General features: G+C 56.1%; 17 protein-coding genes and 4 tRNA genes. 16 read left to right on the forward strand and 5 right to left on the reverse strand.

Annotated features, from left to right (window positions below; translation table 11 throughout):
* The first annotated feature begins 6 nt into the window (after positions 1-6).
* The 15 genes from wecA to HCH49_RS21700 all read left to right on the forward strand — a co-directional run bounded on the left by wecA (position 7) and on the right by HCH49_RS21700 (position 12,993).
* Positions 7-1,110, forward strand: a complete 1,104-nt coding sequence (gene wecA, locus HCH49_RS21630; RefSeq protein ID WP_023309645.1) for a UDP-N-acetylglucosamine--undecaprenyl-phosphate N-acetylglucosaminephosphotransferase — start codon at positions 7-9, stop codon at positions 1,108-1,110.
* A gap of 13 nt (positions 1,111-1,123) precedes the next feature.
* Complete coding sequence (wzzE, locus tag HCH49_RS21635; RefSeq protein ID WP_033146914.1) at positions 1,124-2,170, forward strand: ECA polysaccharide chain length modulation protein; 1,047 nt, start codon at positions 1,124-1,126, stop codon at positions 2,168-2,170.
* A gap of 56 nt (positions 2,171-2,226) precedes the next feature.
* Complete coding sequence (wecB, locus tag HCH49_RS21640; RefSeq protein WP_221703328.1) at positions 2,227-3,357, forward strand: non-hydrolyzing UDP-N-acetylglucosamine 2-epimerase; 1,131 nt, start codon at positions 2,227-2,229, stop codon at positions 3,355-3,357.
* A complete protein-coding gene (gene wecC, locus HCH49_RS21645; protein ID WP_143347703.1) occupies positions 3,354-4,619 on the forward strand; it encodes a UDP-N-acetyl-D-mannosamine dehydrogenase in 1,266 nt (421 codons plus the stop codon). Before wecB ends, wecC begins: the two co-directional genes overlap by 4 nt.
* A complete protein-coding gene (rffC, locus tag HCH49_RS21650; protein WP_221703329.1) occupies positions 4,616-5,293 on the forward strand; it encodes a dTDP-4-amino-4,6-dideoxy-D-galactose acyltransferase in 678 nt (225 codons plus the stop codon). The genes wecC and rffC overlap by 4 nt, the downstream gene beginning before the upstream one ends.
* A 4-nt stretch (positions 5,294-5,297) precedes the next feature.
* Entirely contained in the window at positions 5,298-6,428 is a 1,131-nt protein-coding gene (gene rffA, locus HCH49_RS21655; protein WP_210867621.1) for a dTDP-4-amino-4,6-dideoxygalactose transaminase, read from the forward strand.
* Position 6,429: 1 nt separating this feature from the next.
* The gene (gene wzxE, locus HCH49_RS21660; RefSeq protein WP_045888450.1) at positions 6,430-7,680 is read left to right on the forward strand and encodes a lipid III flippase WzxE; all 1,251 of its coding nucleotides are present in this window, start codon (positions 6,430-6,432) and stop codon (positions 7,678-7,680) included.
* Positions 7,677-8,756, forward strand: a complete 1,080-nt coding sequence (locus HCH49_RS21665; protein WP_221703330.1) for a TDP-N-acetylfucosamine:lipid II N-acetylfucosaminyltransferase — start codon at positions 7,677-7,679, stop codon at positions 8,754-8,756. The genes wzxE and HCH49_RS21665 overlap by 4 nt, the downstream gene beginning before the upstream one ends.
* Positions 8,753-10,105, forward strand: a complete 1,353-nt coding sequence (wzyE, locus tag HCH49_RS21670) for an ECA oligosaccharide polymerase (protein ID WP_033146908.1) — start codon at positions 8,753-8,755, stop codon at positions 10,103-10,105. The genes HCH49_RS21665 and wzyE overlap by 4 nt, the downstream gene beginning before the upstream one ends.
* Positions 10,106-10,117: 12 nt before the next feature.
* Positions 10,118-10,858: a lipopolysaccharide N-acetylmannosaminouronosyltransferase gene (wecG, locus tag HCH49_RS21675; protein ID WP_029739560.1), complete on the forward strand. Its 741-nt coding sequence runs from the start codon at positions 10,118-10,120 to the stop codon at positions 10,856-10,858.
* A gap of 197 nt (positions 10,859-11,055) precedes the next feature.
* Positions 11,056-12,441 carry a bifunctional threonine/serine APC transporter ThrP gene (gene thrP / locus HCH49_RS21680; RefSeq protein WP_023309635.1) on the forward strand — a complete coding sequence of 462 codons (1,386 nt, stop codon included), beginning with the start codon at positions 11,056-11,058 and terminating at the stop codon, positions 12,439-12,441.
* A gap of 102 nt (positions 12,442-12,543) precedes the next feature.
* Positions 12,544-12,620: transfer RNA gene (locus HCH49_RS21685), tRNA-Arg, on the forward strand.
* A 67-nt stretch (positions 12,621-12,687) separates the two neighbouring features.
* Positions 12,688-12,763, forward strand: a tRNA-His gene (locus HCH49_RS21690).
* 22 nt (positions 12,764-12,785) lie between these two features.
* A tRNA-Leu gene (locus tag HCH49_RS21695) sits at positions 12,786-12,871 on the forward strand.
* Positions 12,872-12,916: 45 nt separating this feature from the next.
* A tRNA-Pro gene (locus tag HCH49_RS21700) sits at positions 12,917-12,993 on the forward strand.
* A gap of 507 nt (positions 12,994-13,500) precedes the next feature.
* Here the strand turns inward: HCH49_RS21700 and HCH49_RS21705 are convergent.
* The 5 genes from HCH49_RS21705 to hemC form a co-directional block, all read right to left on the reverse strand.
* Positions 13,501-14,712, reverse strand: a complete 1,212-nt coding sequence (locus HCH49_RS21705; RefSeq protein ID WP_221703331.1) for an MFS transporter — start codon at positions 14,710-14,712, stop codon at positions 13,501-13,503.
* 171 nt (positions 14,713-14,883) lie between these two features.
* Complete coding sequence (gene hemY / locus HCH49_RS21710; RefSeq protein ID WP_069303414.1) at positions 14,884-16,083, reverse strand: protoheme IX biogenesis protein HemY; 1,200 nt, start codon at positions 16,081-16,083, stop codon at positions 14,884-14,886.
* A gap of 2 nt (positions 16,084-16,085) precedes the next feature.
* On the reverse strand, positions 16,086-17,282 hold the full coding sequence (gene hemX, locus HCH49_RS21715) for a uroporphyrinogen-III C-methyltransferase (protein ID WP_033146905.1): 1,197 nt from the start codon (positions 17,280-17,282) through the stop codon (positions 16,086-16,088).
* Positions 17,283-17,302: 20 nt separating this feature from the next.
* Positions 17,303-18,043, reverse strand: a complete 741-nt coding sequence (hemD, locus tag HCH49_RS21720) for a uroporphyrinogen-III synthase (RefSeq protein WP_033146904.1) — start codon at positions 18,041-18,043, stop codon at positions 17,303-17,305.
* Positions 18,040-18,981: a hydroxymethylbilane synthase gene (gene hemC / locus HCH49_RS21725; RefSeq protein WP_033146903.1), complete on the reverse strand. Its 942-nt coding sequence runs from the start codon at positions 18,979-18,981 to the stop codon at positions 18,040-18,042. Before hemC ends, hemD begins: the two co-directional genes overlap by 4 nt.
* A 350-nt stretch (positions 18,982-19,331) precedes the next feature.
* Between hemC and cyaA the strand changes: the two genes are divergently transcribed.
* Complete coding sequence (gene cyaA / locus HCH49_RS21730; RefSeq protein WP_023309629.1) at positions 19,332-21,875, forward strand: class I adenylate cyclase; 2,544 nt, start codon at positions 19,332-19,334, stop codon at positions 21,873-21,875.
* Positions 21,876-21,936 lie beyond the last annotated feature (61 nt).

Genomic DNA, 21,936 nt, shown 5'->3' on the forward strand with positions numbered 1-21,936 from the left:
TCCATTGTGAATCTATTCACCGCCGTTACTGAACTGATCAGTATTTTTTTATTCACAACCTGTTTTTTGTTCATTGCGCGCAAGGTGGCAAAACGAATAGGGTTGGTGGATAAGCCAAATTTTCGTAAACGCCATCAGGGACTTATTCCTTTAGTCGGCGGGATTTCTGTTTACGCAGGGATTTGCTTCACGTTTGGTATTGCCGATTATTATATCCCGCATGCCGCCCTCTACATCGCCTGCGCCGGTGTTCTGGTGTTAGTCGGGGCCCTTGATGACCGGTTCGATATTGCGGTGAAAATACGCGCTACCGTTCAGGCGGCGATTGGCGTGGTGATGATGGTAGTGGGCGGACTGTATCTGCGAAGCCTAGGCTATGTATTTGGCCCCTGGGAGTTAGTCCTGGGTCCATTTGGCTTCTTCCTGACACTCTTTGCCGTCTGGGCGGCAATCAATGCTTTCAACATGGTGGATGGCATTGACGGCCTGCTCGGTGGGTTGTCGTCCGTCTCGTTCGCCGCAATCGGCATTATTTTATGGTTTGATGGTCAGTACAGTCTGGCAATGTGGTGTTTTGCCATGATTGCCGCCATTCTGCCTTATATCCTCCTAAACCTCGGTGTGCTGGGCCGTCGTTATAAAGTCTTTATGGGTGACGCGGGCAGTACGCTGATTGGTTTTACGGTTATCTGGATCCTGCTTGAAACCACACAGGGTCAAACCCATCCGATAAGTCCCGTAACCGCGCTGTGGATTATTGCCATTCCATTAATGGATATGGTTGCGATTATGTATCGCCGCCTGCGCAAAGGGATGAGTCCTTTCTCTCCTGACCGCCAACATATTCATCATCTCATCATGCGTGCGGGTTTTACTTCTCGTCAGGCGTTTGTGCTGATTACTCTGGCCGCCGCTATTTTGGCCGCGATTGGTGTAGCTGCAGAATATTCTCATATTATTCCTGAGTGGGTTATGTTGGCATTATTCTTGCTGGCATTTTTCCTGTACGGCTACTGCATTAAACGCGCATGGAAAGTGGCGCGATTTATTAAACGTCTTAAACGCAGGATGCGTCGTAACAGTGGCAAAAACACAACATTAACTAAGTAAAACCGGGACTATGATGACTCAACCGTTGGCGGGAGCGAAATCAGTGGTAACTGAGAATGAACTGGATATTCGGGGTTTGTTTCGCGTGTTATGGGCAGGCAAACTTTGGATTGCGGGGATCGCGCTGGGGTTTGCACTGTTAGCGCTGGCCTATACGTTCTTTGCAAAACAAGAGTGGAGCGCCACGGCAATCACAGACAAGCCAACGGTTAACATGCTCGGGGGATACTATTCCCAGCAGCAATTCCTGCGTAACCTGGACATCAAAGCCAGTCTTGCAACGCCAGACCAGGCTTCCGTTATGGATGAAGCCTATAAAGAGTTTGTGATGCAGCTGGCTTCGTGGGATACCCGCCGCGATTTCTGGTCCCAGACGGATTACTACAAGCAGCGCCGGGTTGATAATACAAAAGCCGACGCCGCCCTGCTGGACGATCTGATTAACAATATTCAGTTTATGCCGGGCGACGCGCTGCGTAACGTGAATGACAGCGTCAAGCTGATTGCAGAAACCGCGCCGGATGCCAACAACCTGTTGCGTCAGTACGTCGCGTTTGCCAGCCAGCGTGCCGCAAGCCATCTTAACGAAGAGCTTAAAGGTGCCTGGGCGGCTCGTACCATCCAGATGAAAGCCCAGGTGAAACGTCAGGAAGAGGTGGCGAATACCATTTTCGGTCGCCGTGTGCATAACATTGAGCAGGCGCTGAAAATTGCAGAACAGCGCAATATTTCCCGTACTGAGACTGACGTGCCGGCCGATGAGCTGCCTGATTCAGAGATGTTCCTCCTTGGTCGCCCTATGTTGCAGGCGCGTCTGGAAAACCTCCAGGCCGTCGGTCCTGATTTTGACCTCGATTACGATCAAAATCGCGCGATGCTCAATACGCTTAATGTCGGTCCATCTCTGGACCCGCGTTTTCAGACCTATCGTTATTTGCGAACGCCTGAAGAACCTGTAAAACGCGATAGTCCGCGTCGTGCATTCCTGATGATTATGTGGGGGATTGTAGGCGCACTGACGGGCGCTGGCGTGGCGTTAACGCGTCGTCGCAAAAACTAAGAACGCCGTCTACGATGAAGGCTGCGGCCTTCATCGCCTAATCGAAGAGAATCGATGTGAAAGTACTAACCGTATTTGGCACCAGGCCGGAGGCCATTAAGATGGCACCTCTGGTTCATGCGCTGGCCTGCGATCCTGATATTGAAGCGAAAGTGTGCGTCACTGCCCAACACCGTGAGATGCTCGATCAGGTTTTAACGCTCTTCTCCATCGTCCCGGATTACGACCTTAATATTATGAAACCGGGGCAAGGATTAACGGAAATAACCTGTCGCATTCTGCAAGAGCTAAAGCCGATCCTGGAGTCATTCAAGCCTGACGTGGTGCTGGTTCACGGTGATACCACCACAACCGTGGCGACAAGCCTGGCCGCGTTTTACCAGCGAATTCCCGTGGGGCATGTTGAGGCGGGTCTGCGTACCGGCAATCTTTATTCGCCGTGGCCGGAGGAGGCCAACCGCACGTTAACGGGTCATCTGGCGATGTTCCACTTTGCGCCAACGGAAAACTCGCGTCAGAACCTGCTGCGTGAAAATATCGCCGATAACAAAATCTTTGTGACCGGCAATACGGTCATTGACGCGTTAATTTGGGTACGTGACCGCGTCCTGGCAAATAGCGAGCTTCAGAAAGAGCTCGCTGCCCGCTATCCGTTCCTTCACAACGGTAAAAAAACCATTCTGGTTACTGGCCACCGTCGCGAAAGCTTTGGCCGGGGTTTCGAGCAAATCTGTCACGCGCTGGCTGAAATCGCCGCGCAGAACGATGATGTGCAAATTGTCTATCCAGTACACCTTAACCCTAACGTCAGCGAGCCGGTTAACCGGATCCTGGGCCATGTCGACAATGTCCTTCTGATTGAACCTCAGGACTACATGCCGTTTGTCTGGCTGATGAACCACGCCTGGCTGATCCTCACCGATTCCGGCGGAATTCAGGAAGAAGCGCCATCCCTCGGCAAACCGGTGCTGGTGATGCGTGAAACGACCGAACGTCCGGAAGCCGTCAAAGCCGGTACGGTGCGGCTGGTCGGCACCAACGCGCAGCTCATCGTCGAAGAGGTCACGCGCCTGCTGCATGACGATGAAGCGTATCAGGCGATGAGCCGGGCCCATAATCCGTACGGAGACGGGCAGGCTTGTGGCCGTATTTTGCAAGCACTTAAACACAATCGGGTATCGCTATGAGTTTTACTACCATCTCGGTCATTGGTCTTGGCTACATTGGCTTGCCTACTGCGGCCGCGTTTGCCTCTCGTCAGAAACAGGTTGTCGGTGTGGATATCAACGCACGGGCGGTAGAAACCATTAACCGTGGCGAGATTCATATTGTGGAGCCCGATCTTGACCGCGTGGTGAAAGAGGCGGTGGAGGGGGGCTTCCTGCGTGCCAGCACGACGCCAGTTGAAGCGGATGCCTACCTGATTGCCGTCCCCACTCCATTTAAAGGCGACCACGAGCCCGACATGGCGTTCGTCGAGGCGGCGGCAAAATCCATCGCGCCTGTGCTGAAGAAAGGGGCGCTGGTGATCCTGGAATCAACATCTCCGGTCGGCGCTACCGAGCAGATGGCACAGTGGCTGGCCGACGCGCGCCCTGATTTAAGCTTCCCGCAGCAGGCGGGTGAACAGGCGGATATCAACATCGCTTACTGTCCGGAGCGCGTGTTACCGGGTCAGGTGATGGTCGAACTGATTAAAAACGACCGCGTCATTGGCGGTATGACGCCCGTCTGTTCCGAACGTGCCAGCGCGCTGTACAAGATTTTCCTGGAAGGTGAATGCGTGGTGACCAACTCCCGCACCGCCGAGATGTGCAAGCTGACGGAGAACAGCTTCCGCGACGTCAATATCGCCTTTGCGAACGAACTGTCGCTGATCTGTGCCGATCAGGGGATTAACGTCTGGGAGCTGATTAGTCTGGCGAATCGCCATCCGCGCGTGAATATTCTCCAGCCAGGTCCGGGCGTGGGCGGACACTGTATCGCCGTCGACCCGTGGTTTATCGTGGCGCAAAATCCGGCGCAGGCGCGTCTGATTCGCACCGCGCGTGAAGTGAACGACAGCAAGCCTCACTGGGTACTCAATCAGGTTAAAGCGACGGTAGCGGATTGTCTGGCAGAGAGCGGCAAGCGCGCCAGCGAGCTGAAAATTGCCTGCTTTGGTCTGGCATTCAAACCCAATATTGACGATCTGCGTGAAAGCCCGGCGATGGAAATTGCTGAGATGATTGCCGAATGGCACAAGGGTGAAACGCTGGTGGTTGAGCCGAATATCCATCAATTGCCGGCAAAACTGGCGGGACAACACTGCACGCTGACGGCGCTGGACGACGCGCTGGCGACGGCGGACGTGCTGGTGCTGCTGGTGGATCATAAAGAGTTTAAAGCAACGTCCGGCGATGCCGTTCGTCAGCAGTATATTGTGGATACCAAAGGTGTCTGGCGTTGAACAGCCTGAATGGGGTGCTCGAGTCCCTGCAGTGGGAGAGTGCCTTTTTCGGCCTGCCGTCGGCCATCGTGCGTCTGCGTGATGATGCGTCGGTGCTGGCTGAACCGGATTTTATCGCCTGGCAACGGGTGCAGGCTAAGATCCCGGCGGAGCGAGCCGATCTGCTTGATGCGCTCCAGCAACACGGCTTTCAACTGGTTGAAGGTGAGGTAGACCTTTCCATTAACCTTACCCGGCACGATGCGTCCGGCGCGGAAATTGCAACAGAGCAGGACATCCCCGCGCTGCGTCAGATGGCGGCCCAGGCATTTGCTCAGAGCCGCTTTCGTGCTCCCTGGTATGCACCTGACGATAGCGGACGTTTCTATGCCCAGTGGATAGAAAATGCGGTCAAAGGCACCTTTGACCACGTCTGCCTGGTTTTCCGTGCAGGGGACGGTCAAATCCAGGGGTTCGTCTCGCTGCGTAAGCTCAACGAGCGCGAGGCGCGTATCGGCTTATTAGCCGGGCGCGGCATGGGTGAGAAACTCATGCAGGCGGCGCTGCACTGGGCGCAGCAGCAACAGCTTGTGACGCTGCGGGTCGCGACCCAACTGGGCAACACCGCCGCGCTTAAACGTTACATTGCGAGTGGTGCCAACATCGACGCCACCGCCTACTGGTTATACAGGTGACAAGATGATTCCATTTAACGCACCACCCGTTGTCGGAACTGAACTCGACTATATGCAGTCTGCCATGGGCAGCGGCAAACTCTGTGGTGACGGCGGTTTTACCCGTCGCTGTCAGCAGTGGATGGAACAGCGTTTTCGCAGCGCCAAAGTGCTGCTGACCCCATCCTGTACGGCATCGCTGGAAATGGCGGCGCTGCTGCTGGATATCCAGCCCGGTGATGAAGTGATTATGCCGAGCTATACCTTCGTTTCCACCGCAAACGCCTTTGTCCTGCGCGGAGCGAAAATCGTCTTTGTGGATATCCGCCCGGACACCATGAACATTGATGAGACGCTGATTGAAGCGGCGATCACCGACAAAACGCGCGCGATCGTGCCGGTTCACTACGCGGGCGTGGCCTGTGAAATGGACACCATCATGGCCATCGCCAAAAAACATAATCTGTTCGTGGTGGAAGATGCGGCGCAGGGCGTGATGTCCACCTACAAGGGACGCGCGCTGGGCACGATCGGCCACATTGGCTGCTTTAGCTTCCACGAAACCAAAAACTACACGGCGGGTGGAGAAGGTGGCGCGACGCTGATTAACGACCGGGCTCTCGTGGAGCGTGCGGAAGTGATCCGCGAAAAAGGCACCAACCGCAGCCAGTTCTTCCGGGGACAGGTAGATAAATACACCTGGCGCGATATCGGCTCCAGCTATCTGATGGCGGATCTGCAGGCGGCGTACCTGTGGGCGCAGCTGGAAGCGGCGGAACGTATCAACCTTCAGCGTCTTTCCCTGTGGCAAACGTATTACGATGCGCTTGAGCCTCTGGCCAAAGCCGGGCGTATTGAGCTGCCGACCATCCCGTCAGATTGCGTCCACAACGCGCATATGTTCTACATCAAGCTGCGCGATAACGACGACCGCAGCGAGCTCATCGCCTGGCTGAAAGAGGCCGAAATTATGGCGGTGTTCCACTACATCCCGCTGCACTCCAGCCCGGCCGGCGAAGCGTTTGGCACGTTCGCGGGTGAAGATCGTTACACCACCAAAGAAAGTGAGCGTTTGCTTCGCCTGCCACTGTTCTACAACCTCGCGCCTGTTAACCAGCGTACGGTGATTAATACCCTTCTGAGTTATTTCGGCTGATATGTCTCTGGCAAAAGCATCGGTGTGGACCGCCGCGTCCACGCTTGTAAAAATTGGCGCCGGGCTGCTGGTCGTCAAGCTGTTGGCCGTCTCATTTGGCCCCTCTGGTGTGGGGCTGGCGGGTAATTTCCGCCAGCTTGTCACCGTCCTTGGCGTGCTGGCCGGTGCCGGTATCTTCAACGGCGTCACCAAATACGTTGCGCAGTATCACGATGATGCGGCTCAGCTGCGCAGAGTGGTGGGTACCTCTTCGGCGATGGTCACGGGTTTTTCGACCCTGATGGCGATTGTCTTTCTGCTGGCGGCGGCGCCCATCAGTCAGGGATTGTTCGGTCATACCCATTATCAGGGGCTGGTGCGTCTGGTCGCGTTGGTTCAGATGGGTATTGCCTGGGCTAACCTGCTGCTGGCGCTGATGAAAGGTTTTCGTGATGCCGCCGGGAACGCGCTTGCCTTAATCCTGGGCAGCGTCATCGGCGTGATTGCCTATTACTTTTGCTATCGCCTGGGCGGCTATGAAGGCGCACTGCTGGGGCTGGCGCTGGTCCCGGCACTGGTTGTTGTACCTGCGGCATTTATGCTGATGCGTCGGGGCGTCATCCCTCTGAGCTACCTGAAACCGCAATGGGACACGATGCTTGCCAGCCAGCTGGGTAAATTTACCCTGATGGCGCTCATCACCTCCGTCACGCTGCCGGTAGCCTACGTGATGATGCGAAATTTGCTGGCGGCGCATTATAGCTGGGATGAAGTGGGGATCTGGCAGGGCGTAAGCAGTATTTCCGACGCCTATCTCCAGTTTATTACGGCTTCCTTTAGCGTTTACCTGCTGCCAACCTTGTCGCGTCTGACGTCCAGACAGGATATTACCCGTGAGATTTTCCGATCGCTGCGCTTTGTGCTGCCAGCCGTCGCGGCGGCCAGCTTTACCGTCTGGCTACTGCGCGATGTCGCCATCTGGCTGCTGTTCTCGGCGAAGTTCACCGCCATGCGCGATCTCTTTGCCTGGCAGCTGGTGGGTGATGTACTGAAAGTGGGTGCTTACGTTTTTGGCTATCTGGTGATTGCAAAAGCGTCCCTGCGGATGTATATCCTGGCGGAAATTAGCCAGTTTGCGTTACTGACAGCATTTTCACACTGGCTGATACCCGCGCACGGTGCGCTGGGGGCGGCTCAGGCCTACATGGCAACCTATATCGTTTATTTCGCCGCCTGTTGCGGCGTATTTTTATTGTGGCGTAAACGCGCATGACTGCACTGATTCACATCCTGGGATCGGATATCCCACACCATAACCAGACCGTTTTGCGGTTCTTCAACGGCGAGCTCGCATCGGGTAATCCTGATGCGCGTGAGTTTATGGTTGCAGGTCAGGATAAGGGCCTGAGCGAGGCGTTTCCGGCGCTGACGATTCGCTTCTGGCCGGATAAGGCCGCGCTGGCGAAGGCGGTCGTTGCCAGAGCCAAGGCGGATCGTAAGCAACGTTTCTTTTTCCACGGGCAGTTCAATACCGGCCTGTGGCTGGCGCTGCTCAACGGGGGGATTAAACCCTCCCAGTTCAGCTGGCATATCTGGGGAGCCGATCTCTACGAAGTCTCCCGCGGCTGGAAATTCCGTCTTTTCTATCCGCTGCGCCGCATGGCGCAGGGGCGCGTGGGCTGTGTGTTTGCCACCCGTGGCGATCTCAACTATTTTGCTAAACAGCACCCGAACGTGCGCGGAGAACTGCTCTATTTCCCAACCCGCATGGATCCGGCGCTGAACGCCATGGCGAATGACGCGGTGCGTGAAGGCAAGCTAACGATCCTGGTGGGGAATTCCGGCGATCGCAGTAATGAACACGTCGCAGCGCTCAGGGCGGTGCATCAGCAGTTCGGCGACACGGTGAACGTGGTGGTGCCGATGGGCTATCCTGCCAACAACGACGCCTATATTGCTGAGGTTCGCCAGCAGGGACTTGCGCTGTTTAGTGCAGAAAATCTGCACATCCTCAGCGATAGGCTGGAATTTGATGAGTATCTTGCGCTGCTGAGAAAATGCGATCTTGGCTATTTCATCTTTGCCCGACAGCAGGGAATCGGCACGCTGTGTCTGCTGATTCAGGCGGGTGTACCGTGCGTGCTCAACCGCGACAACCCGTTCTGGCAGGACATGGCCGAGCAGCATATTCCGGTGCTGTTTACCTCAGACACGCTGAATGTCGAGGTGGTACGGGAAGCCCAACGCCAGCTCACGCTGGTGGATAAAAATAGCATCGATTTTTTCAGCCCGAATTACCTCACGCCGTGGCACCGTGCGCTGCGTATCGCTTCAGGAGACAAAGCATGAGTCAGTTGCAATTCAGCGGCTTACTGGTTGTCTGGCTTCTGAGCGCCCTGTTTATCGCCACGCTTACCTGGTTTGAATTCCGCCGGGTGCGGTTCAACTTTAATGTATTCTTCTCGTTACTGTTTCTGCTGACCTTCTTTTTCGGCTTCCCGCTGACCAGCATTCTGGTCTTCCGTTTTGACGTGAGCGTCGCACCGCCGGAAATCCTGCTCCAGGCGCTTCTGGCGGCGACCTGCTTCTATGCCGTCTACTACGTCACCTATAAAACGCGTCTGCGTTCAGCGCAGGCTGCTGTCCCGCGTCGGCCGCTTTTTACCATGAATCGGGTGGAAACCCACCTGACGTGGGTGATGCTGATGACCATCGCCCTGGTCAGCGTCGGTATCTTCTTTATGCATAACGGCTTTCTGCTGTTTAAGCTCCACTCCTACAGCCAGATTTTTTCGGCCGAAGTCTCGGGCGTGGCGCTTAAGCGTTTCTTCTACTTCTTCATCCCTGCGATGCTGGTGGTCTTTTTCCTGCGCCAGGACAGCAAAGCGTGGCTGTTCTTTCTGGTCAGCACCGTCGCGTTTGGCATTCTGACCTACATGATTGTGGGCGGCACGCGCGCGAACATCATCATCGCCTTCGCCATATTCCTGTTTATCGGCATCATCCGCGGCTGGATCTCGCTGTGGATGCTGGTTGCGGCAGGCGTGTTTGGCATTGTCGGGATGTTCTGGCTGGCGCTGAAGCGCTACGGGATGAACGTGGCGGGCGATGAGGCGTTTTACACGTTCCTCTACCTGACGCGCGATACCTTCTCGCCGTGGGAAAACCTGGCATTGCTGCTGCAAAACTACGACAAGATTGATTTCCAGGGGCTGGCGCCGATTGTTCGCGACTTCTACGTCTTTATCCCTTCCTGGCTATGGCCGGACCGGCCCGGCGTGGTGCTTAACACGGCGAATTACTTTACCTGGGAAGTGCTGAACAACCATTCCGGTCTGGCAATCTCGCCAACGCTGATTGGTTCCCTGGTGGTGATGGGGGGGGCGTGGTTCATTCTGCCCGGGGCGGTTGCCGTGGGGCTGATTATCAAGTGGTTCGACTGGCTTTACCTGCGCGGCAACGAAGAGACCAACCGCTATAAAGCCGCCATTTTGCACAGTTTCTGCTTTGGTGCCATTTTCAATATGATCGTTCTGGCGCGCGAAGGGCTGGACTCGTTCGTTTCGCGCGTGGTGTTCTTCATGGTCGTTTTCGGCCTCTGCCTGTTGCTGGCCAAACTGCTGTACTGGCTGTTTGACAGCGCAGGGCTCGTGCACAAGCGCGAGCGGCAGGGCAGCACAACGCTGTCGCAAGTCTGAGTAAGGATAGTAATGACTGATAAAATTTCTGCACCGCGCTACGCGCTACGTGGCCTGCAGCTTATTGGCTGGCGCGACATGCAGCACGCGCTGGACTTTCTGTTCGCCGACGGCCAGATGAAATCCGGTACGCTGGTGGCCATCAACGCGGAAAAAATGCTGGCGGTTGAGGATAATGCGGAAGTCAAAAGCCTGATTGAAGCGGCTGAATTTAAATACGCGGACGGGATCAGCGTGGTCCGCTCTATCCGTAAAAAGTATCCTGACGCTAATGTATCCCGCGTGGCGGGGGCCGATCTCTGGGAGCAGCTTATGGCCCGCGCAGGTGCGCAGGGTACGCCCGTGTTCCTGATTGGCGGAAAGCCGGAGATACTGGCCCAGACGGAGGAGAAACTGCGTCGTCAATGGAATGTTAATATTGTCGGCAGCCAGGATGGTTACTTCAAACCGGAAGATCGACAGGCTCTGTTTGAGCGCGTTCGTGACAGCGGGGCGAAAATTGTCACCGTGGCGATGGGCTCCCCGCGCCAGGAGATCCTGATGCGCGACTGCCGTCTGGTCTGTCCTGATGCCCTCTACATGGGCGTCGGCGGCACGTACGACGTCTTTACCGGCCACGTTAAGCGTGCGCCAAAGGTCTGGCAAAATCTGGGGCTGGAGTGGCTGTACCGCCTGCTATCGCAACCGACGCGCATTAAACGACAGATCCGTCTGCTTCGCTACCTCGCCTGGCATTACACCGGGAAAATGTAATCAAAATGTAGCGCGATATGCTATTCGCGCTGCAACTCGCCTGCAAAACTGCTGATAATCTGTGCAATGCATTCATTTTTTTAATGCATCGTTTGCCATTTGGCAGATTTTAGGAAACCATTCGCTCCGTATTTTAGTACCCCTAAAAAACAATACCCGGTATTAAGCCGGGAAACAGCAAACACAATCGAGGATCTATGGCAGAGAAACAACCGGAGCTACAGCGTGGGCTGGAAGCTCGTCATATTGAACTGATAGCGCTGGGCGGCACTATCGGCGTGGGCCTGTTTATGGGCTCCGCAAGCACGCTCAAATGGGCAGGCCCTTCCGTATTACTGGCGTATATTATCGCCGGGCTGTTTGTTTTCTTCATCATGCGTTCCATGGGCGAAATGCTCTTCCTGGAGCCGGTAACCGGCTCGTTCGCCGTTTACGCGCATCGCTATATGAGCCCCTTCTTCGGCTACCTGACGGCCTGGTCATACTGGTTTATGTGGATGGCGGTGGGCATCTCAGAGATCACCGCGATAGGGGTCTACGTCCAGTTCTGGTTCCCGGACATGGTCCAGTGGATACCCGCGCTCATTGCCGTGGGGCTGGTGGCGCTGGCAAACCTGGCCGCCGTGCGCCTTTACGGTGAAATTGAGTTCTGGTTCGCAATGATCAAAGTCACCACGATTATCGTGATGATTGTCGTCGGCCTGGGCGTGATTTTCTTCGGCTTTGGCAACGGTGGACACGCTATCGGCTTTGGCAACCTGACCGAAAACGGCGGCTTCTTCGCCGGCGGCTGGAAGGGCTTCCTGACGGCGCTGTGTATCGTTGTGGCCTCGTATCAGGGCGTGGAGCTGATCGGTATTACCGCCGGTGAAGCGAAAAACCCGCAGGTCACGCTGCGTAGCGCGGTGGGCAAAGTGCTGTGGCGTATCCTGATTTTCTATGTGGGCGCGATCTTCGTCATCGTGACCATCTTCCCGTGGAACGAAATTGGCACGACGGGTAGCCCGTTTGTATTAACCTTCGCCAAAATTGGTATCACGGCGGCGGCGGGTATCATCAACTTTGTGGTCCTGACGGCAGCGCTGTCAGGCTGTAACAGCGGGATGTACAGCTGCGGGCGTATGCTCTATGCGCTTTCGAAGAATAACCAGCTGCCTGCGGCGATGAGTAAAGTTTCACGTGCCGGCGTACCGGTGGCGGGTGTGGCGGTCTCCATTGTAATCCTGCTGATTGGCTCTTGCCTGAATTACATCATTCCTAACCCGCAGCGCGTGTTCGTTTACGTCTACAGCGCCAGCGTACTGCCGGGCATGGTGCCGTGGTTTGTTATCCTCATCAGCCAGCTGCGTTTCCGTCATGCGCATAAAAAAGCGATTGAAAGCCATCCGTTCCGCTCAATTCTGTTCCCCTATGCGAACTATTTGACGATGGCGTTCCTGATTTGCGTATTAATCGGCATGTACTTTAATGAAGATACCCGCATGTCGCTGTTTGTCGGGATGATCTTCCTGGCGGCTGTAACGGCTGCATATAAGCTTTTTGGCCTGGGTCGCCGCGGCACAACGCAGAAAGTGGAGGAATAAGCGGCAAAATGTGCAAACCATAACCAAACGCGCATTTTTTTCAAAAAAGCACTAGACAGCGGGGACGGAGGTACGTAATATCCAGCCCCGCAACGGCGCTAAGCGCCCGTAGCTCAGCTGGATAGAGCGCTGCCCTCCGGAGGCAGAGGTCTCAGGTTCGAATCCTGTCGGGCGCGCCATTTTAGTCCCGGCGCTAGAGCTGCGGTGGTCTGAGAAGTAGTCAGTACCGCGTGAAAGAATACAGTGGTGGCTATAGCTCAGTTGGTAGAGCCCTGGATTGTGATTCCAGTTGTCGTGGGTTCGAATCCCATTAGCCACCCCATTATTTGAAAGAGTTGTGAATTGCGAAGGTGGCGGAATTGGTAGACGCGCTAGCTTCAGGTGTTAGTGTCCTTTGGATGTGGGGGTTCGAGTCCCCCCCCTCGCACCACGACTTTTTAAATGAATTGAACTAAAAATTCAAAAAGCAGTACATCGGCGAGTAGCGCAGCTTGGTAGCGCAACTGGTTTGGGACCAGTGGGTCGGAGGTTCGAATCCTCTCTCGCCGACCAATTTTGAACCCCGCTTCGGCGGGGTTTTTTGTTTTCTGCGGCTTCTCATCCCTGTAGTCATGCCCCGACAGCGTCCTTTTTCTTTGTCGCAATCCAGCGACATGCAACTCATTGAAAATTAAATAAATAACTATTTATGGGTTTTGCTGTCTCCTCCTGGCGACATATTCCCGCCTTTTCCCGATACGTTGTAAAGCCTAAGACGGTGCCAGGCAGCATAATTTCCTTTTATCTTAAAATGTTGCGTCATGTAAAAGTTCTGGGTGTCATGTTGGCACGTTACGTGCAATAATATGCGTGTAGATGCTCATTCCATCTCTTATGTTCGCCTTAGTGCCTCATAAACTCAGGAATGACGCAGAGCCATTTACGGTGCTTATCGTCCACTGACAGATGTCGCTTCGGCCTCATCAGACACCATGGACACAACGTTGAGTGAAGCACCAAATATGTTGTCTTACAGACCTGTTTTAACGCCTGCTTTTATAGCAGGCGTTTTTTTATGCCTTATTCCCGATACAGGCGCATGATCAGGGCAACCATCAGCAGGGCCGATGCAGAGACAGCATAGAGCGCCTGTACGGAGCCAAACGCTGAAGCTACCGCCGCTGCAATGCCGGTGAAAAGAGAGGCGCTAAGCGTTTGCCAGCGCCAGGCTTTACCGCTGGCCGAAGCGGTTTGCGTGAGAGGAAAACTACTGAGTACGCCAAACGTGCCCGCTGCGAAGAGAACATTCGAGGCCAGATGTGCGATAAAGATCATCCCCAGCGCGCATACCGTCCACCCGGACAAAAAAGGCAGCATGCCATAAGCGGCCAGAAAGATGCTCAGGCAAACGATTATTCGCGGCGTGTGGGCCGCAATGTGCGTCAGGCTCTCTTTTTTTAGCAGCAGGGGGCCACAAAGCTGCCCCAGACTCCTCGCGAAAAGCAGAGGCAAAGCAAGGCCCGCCGCATCCTGAGGACTAAGCTGCTGGGCCAGTGCTGGAAGAAGCGCCATCGCCGGTGAGCCGACGGCAGCCAGCGCCGGCAGGATGAGCAGGCTGCGTTTTTGCCGAACGGTCAACGCCTGCCAGCGTAATGTTGCAGAAACTCCCCTTTCCATAGCGGTGGGATGTGGTGCCGGAGAAAACCGGCGCCCAGCCAGCCATAGCAGTACCACTGACCCGAGAAAGCTGGCGGCATCAATAGCCAGCAGGGTAAACACGGATGTCTTCTGAAACAGCACCACGCCCAGGCCGGTCCCTAACAACACCTGAGAAGCAAAAATCACATTTTCCAGACAGGTTGCAGCGGGCAGCTCCGCTTCGCTAAGTCCGCGCTTAAAGAGCAAAGTCAGCGCGGGCCAGCTCATCCCGCTGAGCAGGGCTTCGGTGGATTGTACGGCGAGCAATGCGGCAACGCTGTGGTAACCCACACCAAGCAGGGGAAAGAGCAGGGCGAGCAGGCCCAGCCCCTCGGTCAGTATCAGCAGGGATATCGGCGAAAAGCGTGAGCATAGCTTTTCGCCGAAGATACTGCCGATGAACCCTGGTACCGTAGCGAAAAGAAAAGCGAGAGTGAGCAGAGCGGGCGGGGCTGACCACGCCAGCAGCAAACCGAAGACCACGACCTGGGTTAAGCCATTCCCCAGCGAAGAAAAGATAAAAGCACAGGCAAGCAGGCGCAGCCAGAGGTGGCAACGCAGCGCCTGGATAAGCGCATACAAAAGCGAGTTCATGGAGATTTCCTTTCAAAAACGATTTAGTCCACGCTGCAAAATGTGCGCGTGTGTGAAAAAAGGTTAATGAAAAGACATCGTTACATTGGCAGGTTCGTTTGCAGATGTGGGTGTAAAGAATGTAGCAGGAGAAATGCGATAAAAAAAGGAGGCCCTCTGGCCTCCTTTTATTTACGGCTGCGTACCGTTATTTTGCAGCGTTAACAGCAACCCATCACGCCGCATGGCGGCTGCCTCTTCCGGCTTGTGCTGCTTGTCCAGCGTATCGGCAAGCCACGCGTAGTCAAACGCGTCCGGACGCTGCTTCAGCGCCGCGCGGAAGGCGAGGCTCGCCTCCTGCCATTCTCCGTGCTTCATCAGCGACTGACCGAGCGTGCTCCACAGCAGCGGGCGGTCACCGACGGTTTTAATCTGCTGACGCAGCACTTTTTCGATTTGCTCAGGATTATTGGTTTTCAGACGCGGGATCACCATCACCAGACGATCGTCATACTGGCGCTTCAGGCCATCGAGGAGGATCTCCTGAGCCGTGTCATGATCGTCACATTCAATAAGATGTTCCGCCATGGCGACCTGCAGAGGAACCTGCTGGCGCGTCTTACGGCTCTGATTCTTCCACCACGTTTTCAGACCGTCGCTGCCCAGGTCGGCGCGCGCCTGATCCATCAGGCCAATCCATGCCAGACGCTGAAGCTCATCACGATGTTCATCGTCGCCCACCTCGGCCTTCGCCATCGACGGAATGATGTCCAGCAGCGAACCCCAGGCGCCGGTACGAATATACGCCTGCTCGGCAAGACGCAGCACTTCCGGATGACGTGGCGCAACTTCCAGCAGGCGATCGATACCGTGACGCGCCGCGTGATTTTCATTGCGCGCCAGCTGCAGGCGAACGCGCGTGATTTCTACAGGAATCGGGTCGCCGTGGGCCAGCTCTGCCGCCCGCTCCAGATGCTGATTGGCGCGGGCTTCGTCACCGCGCTGCTGCGCCGCTTCGGCAGCGAGCAGATAATTCACCACCGGCTGTTCGGCATGGTCGGCGTTTTTCGACATCAGCTTTTCAACCTGCTGATAGTCACCCTCGGCAAGCTTAAGCAGCGCCTGTTCGGTCTGCTTGCGGGCGCGGCGGCGTTTACGGCCAACGAACCAGCCGCGCGTGTGGGCACCGGTGCGGAAAATACGGCGCAGGATCCACTCGATCGCAAACAGCACCACCACGCCGAGGATCAGAATGATCGTCAGGCCGGTTACGCTGGTTTCAATGTTGTAGTTATCCGTCTGGATCAGGACGTAACCCTGATGACCCGCAAGCATAGGTCCCAGCACGATCCCGGCGATCAGCAGGATGAAGAGTAAGAGAACTTTTAGCATCATTACTCTCCTTGCGGTGCGCTTTCAGGCGCCGGAGCCGGGGCAGGTGCCGCTCCGTCCGTCGGCTCTGCCGGTACGCCCGGCTGCGCCAGCAGGTTACGTACGCGCGTCTGCATCAGTTTCTCCAGAATCGGCTGGCTGGCCAGCTTATCCGGCACGTTCATGGTGATGTTCTGCTGGCTCAGCTTATCAATGTCTTCGAGGAAGGCTGTGGTGGTCGCATCATCGGTGTTGTAGTAGGCGCGTACCCACGTTGAGACATTATCCAGCGCCTGTTTGTACGTCTCTTCCTGATGACGCGGCACGGCCTGAGCCGCCACCAGCAGGCGGGAACGAATGTTCTCGCGCAGATAGATATCCTGGTTCGGCGCCAGCAGCGGCACGGCGGTTTCGTCGCGACGGCGGATAGTGATGAAGCTGTCCATAAAGTTCTGCCAGCTTTTCTGCAGGTTTATGCGCCATTCGCTCAGGGAGCTGGAAAGCTCGGTACCGTCGGAATCCATCGGGGAATCGTCGTCGTTGTTATCCGCCAGCTGCAGGTTATCAATCTGATTCGACAGCTGGTTCACCTTAAGGATAATGCCGTCGTAATCCACCTGCGAGACGGCGGAGAGGCTGGCGATGTCCTCGGTGATCGCGCGACGGGCCGTGATAAGGCTCGGGTCGTTCATGTCTGCCAGGCTCGCGTCGGCGCTTTTCAGCAGCGCGGCGGCAGTGGTGACGTCCTGATCGCTCCAGAGCTTACGTCCGGCGAGCTTCACCAGGAAGTCAGCCTGCGAGAGCAGCCAGGTTTTGGCATCGGTACCGGAAATCGTGGCGACTTTCTGCTGCACGTCGCCCAGCTGTTTAGCCAGCTCTTCCTGTTTGCTGTTCGCCTCGGCAAGCGCGGCGGCCTGCTGCTTAATCACCGTTTCCAGCTCGGTTTTCTGCGTCTCCTGCGCTTTTTGCAGGGCAGTGAGCTGATTCACCAGCGCATCGCTGGTGGACGTCTGATTCGCACCCTGTTGCTTCACCAGACCGTACAGGCCAACCCCTGCTGCCAGCGCAATGGCGATGGCAATCGCGCTCAGCGCGAGGCTCGTTTTGTTGCTGCCGTTTTTCTTCTCAGCGGTTTTCTCAGTCGTCTCTGGCTGTGGCGTCGTCTCCACAGTCTCCCTGGTCTCTTCAACCACGGCGGAGGATTTGTCGTGTTCCGTCATTATGGCTTCCCATTTGAGAGTTATTGTAATGCGCGCAGCAGCGCATCGTTGTCGGCGTTATCAGCGATCCGAATATCCTGCCAGCCCAGTTCCCGGGCCTGGTTCGCCAGACGCTCACTGACGACCAGAAGCCGACAGCGGAGTAACCAGTTTTCGCGATACCAGAGCGGTATCAGCGACCAAAGCTGTTGTAACATTTCACCGCTGGTGACCACCAGCGTATTAATGCCGCGCGCGTGCCAGCGCATCGCCTCTTCCGCGCCATCGTAGTGTTTTGCACAGCGCTGATAGCACTCAACGAACGTCACGTCTGCACCGCGTTCACGCAGCGTTTCGCCCAGCAGCTCGCGACCACCGTTGCCGCGCAAAATGAGCGCACGTTTTCCGGCAATAGTTTGTAATTCAGGTAATTGTAGCAAGACTTCGCTGATTTCCCGATCTAACGGGTAACGAACGTCCGCGCTACTTACGGTATGCAGCGCCAGTGCCGTTGTGCGGCCAATCGCGAAATAGCGGGGGGCAAGTGGCCAGGCTAAACCCTGCTGTTGCAGCTGCGCGTGGGCAAATTCCACGGCATGTTGCGACAGCGCAAACAGCAGGTCGCCTTCCTGAAGGGTATTCATCTGGTCGGCGAGCGCGGAGAGCTCCCGACCGGGGGAGAATTCAATGAGCGGAAAACTCCAGGCCACCTGCCCCAGTGTGCGCAGACGGCTCACTAACTGCTCTCCTGCGGGAGAAGGGCGGGTGACAAGAATACTCATGCAGGGGGCTCTCCATTATAAACGTCAGCCAGAATCTCGCGGGCGCCGTTATCCAGCAGCTCTTCCGCCAGCGACACGCCAAGCTGCTCGGCATCTTGCGCTTTACCGCGACGTTCGCCGCGTACCATCTGGGAACCGTCCGGAGCGCCCACCAGCGCGCGCAGCCACAGCTCACCTTCTGTTAATTCAGCATAGCTGCCAATCGGTACCTGACATCCTCCTTCGAGGCGGGTATTCATCGCACGCTCGGCTTTTACGCGGATAGCGGTCTCGTCATGGTTCAGCGGTGCGAGCAGTTCGCGGGTACGCGCATCGTCCAGACGGCACTCGATGCCGACGGCACCCTGGCCCACGGCCGGAAGCGACAGCTCTGGCGGCAACGCCACGCGAATGCGCGACTCCAGCCCCAGACGCTTGAGGCCGGCAACGGCGAGGATAATGGCATCGTAATCGCCGTTATCCAGCTTGCCCAGACGCGTGCCGACGTTACCGCGCAGCGAGCGAATGATCAGGTCAGGACGGCGCTCTGCCAGCTGACACTGACGGCGTAAACTGGACGTGCCAACCACGCTACCCTCCGGCAGCGCGTCGAGGGAGTCATAGTGGTTAGAGACAAACGCATCGCGCGGATCTTCGCGCTCGCAGATGGTCACCAGCCCCAGCCCTTCCGGGAACTCGACGGGCACGTCTTTCATTGAATGTACGGCGATATCGGCGCGGTTCTCAAGCAATGCCAGTTCCAGCTCTTTGACAAACAGGCCTTTGCCGCCCACTTTCGCCAGGGGCGTGTCGAGGATCACGTCACCGCGCGTGACCATCGGCACCAGCTCGACGCGCAATCCACTGTGGCAGGCTTCAAGGCGCTGCTTCACATAATGTGCCTGCCAGAGCGCGAGGGGGCTTTGGCGTGTGGCAATTCTCAAAACATTGTCTAACATGCTTGTTACCGTCATTATCAATCGCTAACCATCCTAACATTGTTGACTCTGGGATGGCAGTTTTACGGTTGATGAAGCGTGAGAGGGACAAGGCGGCGTATTCGTCAGCCATAGCCGTATTCAGGAATTTACACGTACAGAACGGTGCTACACTTGTATGTAGCGCATCTTTCTTTACGGTCAACCGGCAAGGTGTTAAATTGATCACGTTTTAGACCATTTTTTCGTCGCTACCGCCAAAAATGATAAGGGCGAAAAAGGGTAACGGTTATCTTTTTGAAATACTGCGGGTCCGCTGTTATTCGTGTTTTGAATAGCTTGCGACACCCGGAAACATCAGGCGATACGTCTTGTACCTCTATATTGAGACTCTGAAACAGAGACTGGATGCCATTAATCAACTGCGTGTGGATCGCGCGCTTGCTGCCATGGGCCCTGCTTTCCAGCAGGTATACAGTCTGCTGCCGACATTATTGCACTATCACCATCCGCTGATGCCTGGCTACCTTGACGGTAACGTTCCCCAGGGCATTTGCCTTTTCACGCCTGATGAAACCCAACAGCATTACCTGAACGAGCTGGAACTCTACCGCGGCATGCCGCCACAGGAGTCTCCAAAAGGTGAACTGCCGATTACCGGCGTTTACTCTATGGGGAGCACCTCATCGGTAGGGCAAAGCTGTTCTTCGGACCTGGACATCTGGGTCTGCCATCAGTCCTGGCTCGATAACGACGAGCGTCAGCTGCTGCAACGCAAGTGCAGCCTGCTGGAGAGCTGGGCGGCCTCGCTCGGCGTGGAAGTAAGCTTCTTCCTGATTGATGAAAACCGTTTCCGCCATAACGAAAGCGGCAGTCTGGGTGGTGAGGACTGCGGCTCGACTCAGCACATCTTACTGCTGGATGAATTTTACCGTACTGCCGTGCGTCTGGCCGGGAAGCGTATTCTGTGGAATATGGTCCCGTGCGAAGAAGAAGAGCATTACGATGACTACGTCATGTCGCTTTACGCGCAGGGTGTACTGACGCCAAACGAATGGCTGGACCTCGGCGGCCTCAGCTCTCTGTCAGCCGAAGAATACTTTGGCGCAAGCCTCTGGCAGCTCTATAAGAGTATCGACTCACCGTACAAAGCGGTGCTGAAAACGCTGCTGCTGGAAGCCTATTCCTGGGAATACCCTACGCCGCGCCTGCTGGCGAAAGATATCAAGCAGCGTCTGCACGACGGGGAGATCGTCTCCTTCGGGCTGGACGCCTACTGCATGATGCTGGAGCGCGTGACCGAATACCTGAAAGCCATTGATGACACCACGCGTCTTGACCTGGTGCGTCGATGTTTCTATCTCAAAGTCTGTGAGAAATTGAGCCGCGAGCGCGCCTGCGTGGGCTGGCGTCGTGAAGTGGTCAGTCAGTTAGTGAAAGAGTGGGGATGGGACGAAGCGCGTCTGTCCATGCTCGACAACCGGGCCAACTGGAAAATCGATCAGGTGCGTGAAGCGCACAACGAACTGCTCGATGCGATGATGCAAAGCTACCGTAACCTGATCCGCTTTGCGCGCCGTAACAACCTCAGCGTTTCCGCCAGCCCGCAGGACATCGGGGTCTTGACCCGTAAGCTGTACGCCGCGTTTGAAGCGCTGCCGGGCAAAGTCACCCTGGTTAATCCGCAGATTTCGCCAGACCTGTCAGAACCGAATCTGACCTTTATCTACGTGCCGCCGGGCCGCGCAAACCGCACCGGGTGGTATCTGTATAACCGTGCGCCAAGCATGGACTCAATCATCAGCCATCAGCCGCTGGAGTATAACCGCTACCTGAACAAGCTGGTGGCCTGGGCCTGGTTTAACGGCCTGCTGACCTCGCGCACGCGCCTGTTTATCAAAGGTAACGAGGTGGTAGATCTCGCTAAGCTGCAGGAGATGGTCGCGGATGTGTCGCACCACTTCCCGCTGCGTCTGCCTGCCCCAACGCCGAAAGCGCTCTACAGCCCGTGCGAAATTCGCCATCTGGCGATTATCGTCAACCTGGAATACGACCCGACGGCGGCCTTCCGCAATCAGGTGGTTCACTTTGACTTCCGCAAGCTGGACGTTTTCAGCTTTGGCGAGCAGCAAAACTGCCTGGTGGGCAGCGTGGATCTGCTGTACCGCAACTCGTGGAACGAAGTGCGTACCCTGCATTTCAACGGCGAGCAGGCGATGATCGAAGCGCTGAAAACGATTCTCGGCAAGATGCACCAGGATGCCGCACCGCCGGACAGCGTTGAGGTGTTCTGCTACAGCCAGCACCTGCGCGGTTTAATTCGTACCCGCGTGCAGCAGCTGGTTTCTGAGTGTATCGAACTGCGTCTGTCCAGCACCCGTCAGGAAACCGGGCGCTTTAAAGCGCTGCGCGTCTCCGGTCAGACCTGGGGCCTGTTCTTCGAACGTCTGAACGTGTCGGTACAGAAGCTGGAAAACGCCATCGAGTTCTACGGCGCGATTTCACACAACAAGCTGCATGGCCTGTCGGTGCAGGTGGAAACCAACCACGTTAAGCTCCCGCAGGTGGTGGACGGATTCGCCAGCGAAGGGATTATTCAGTTCTTCTTTGAAGAGTCGGGCGACGATGCCGGGTTCAACATCTACATTCTGGATGAAACCAACCGCGCCGAGGTGTATCACCACTGTGAAGGCAGTAAAGAGGAGCTGGTGCGCGACGTCAGCCGCTTCTACTCCTCTTCGCATGACCGTTTCACCTACGGCTCAAGCTTTATCAACTTTAACCTGCCGCAGTTCTACCAGATTGTGAACGTCGACGGACGTACGCAGGTGATCCCGTTCCGTACACAGGCCGTAACGCCAGCCGCGCCTGCCAATCAGGACACCGCGCCGCTGTTGCAGCAGTATTTCTCCTGAGCCTTTTCGCTCGCCCGGTGGCGGCTACGCCTTACCGGGCCTACAACAGCTCGAACCCGTA

It is taken from the genome of Enterobacter sp. Y17 (genome assembly GCF_019730495.1).
Classification (GTDB): Bacteria; Pseudomonadota; Gammaproteobacteria; order Enterobacterales; family Enterobacteriaceae; genus Enterobacter; species Enterobacter asburiae_B.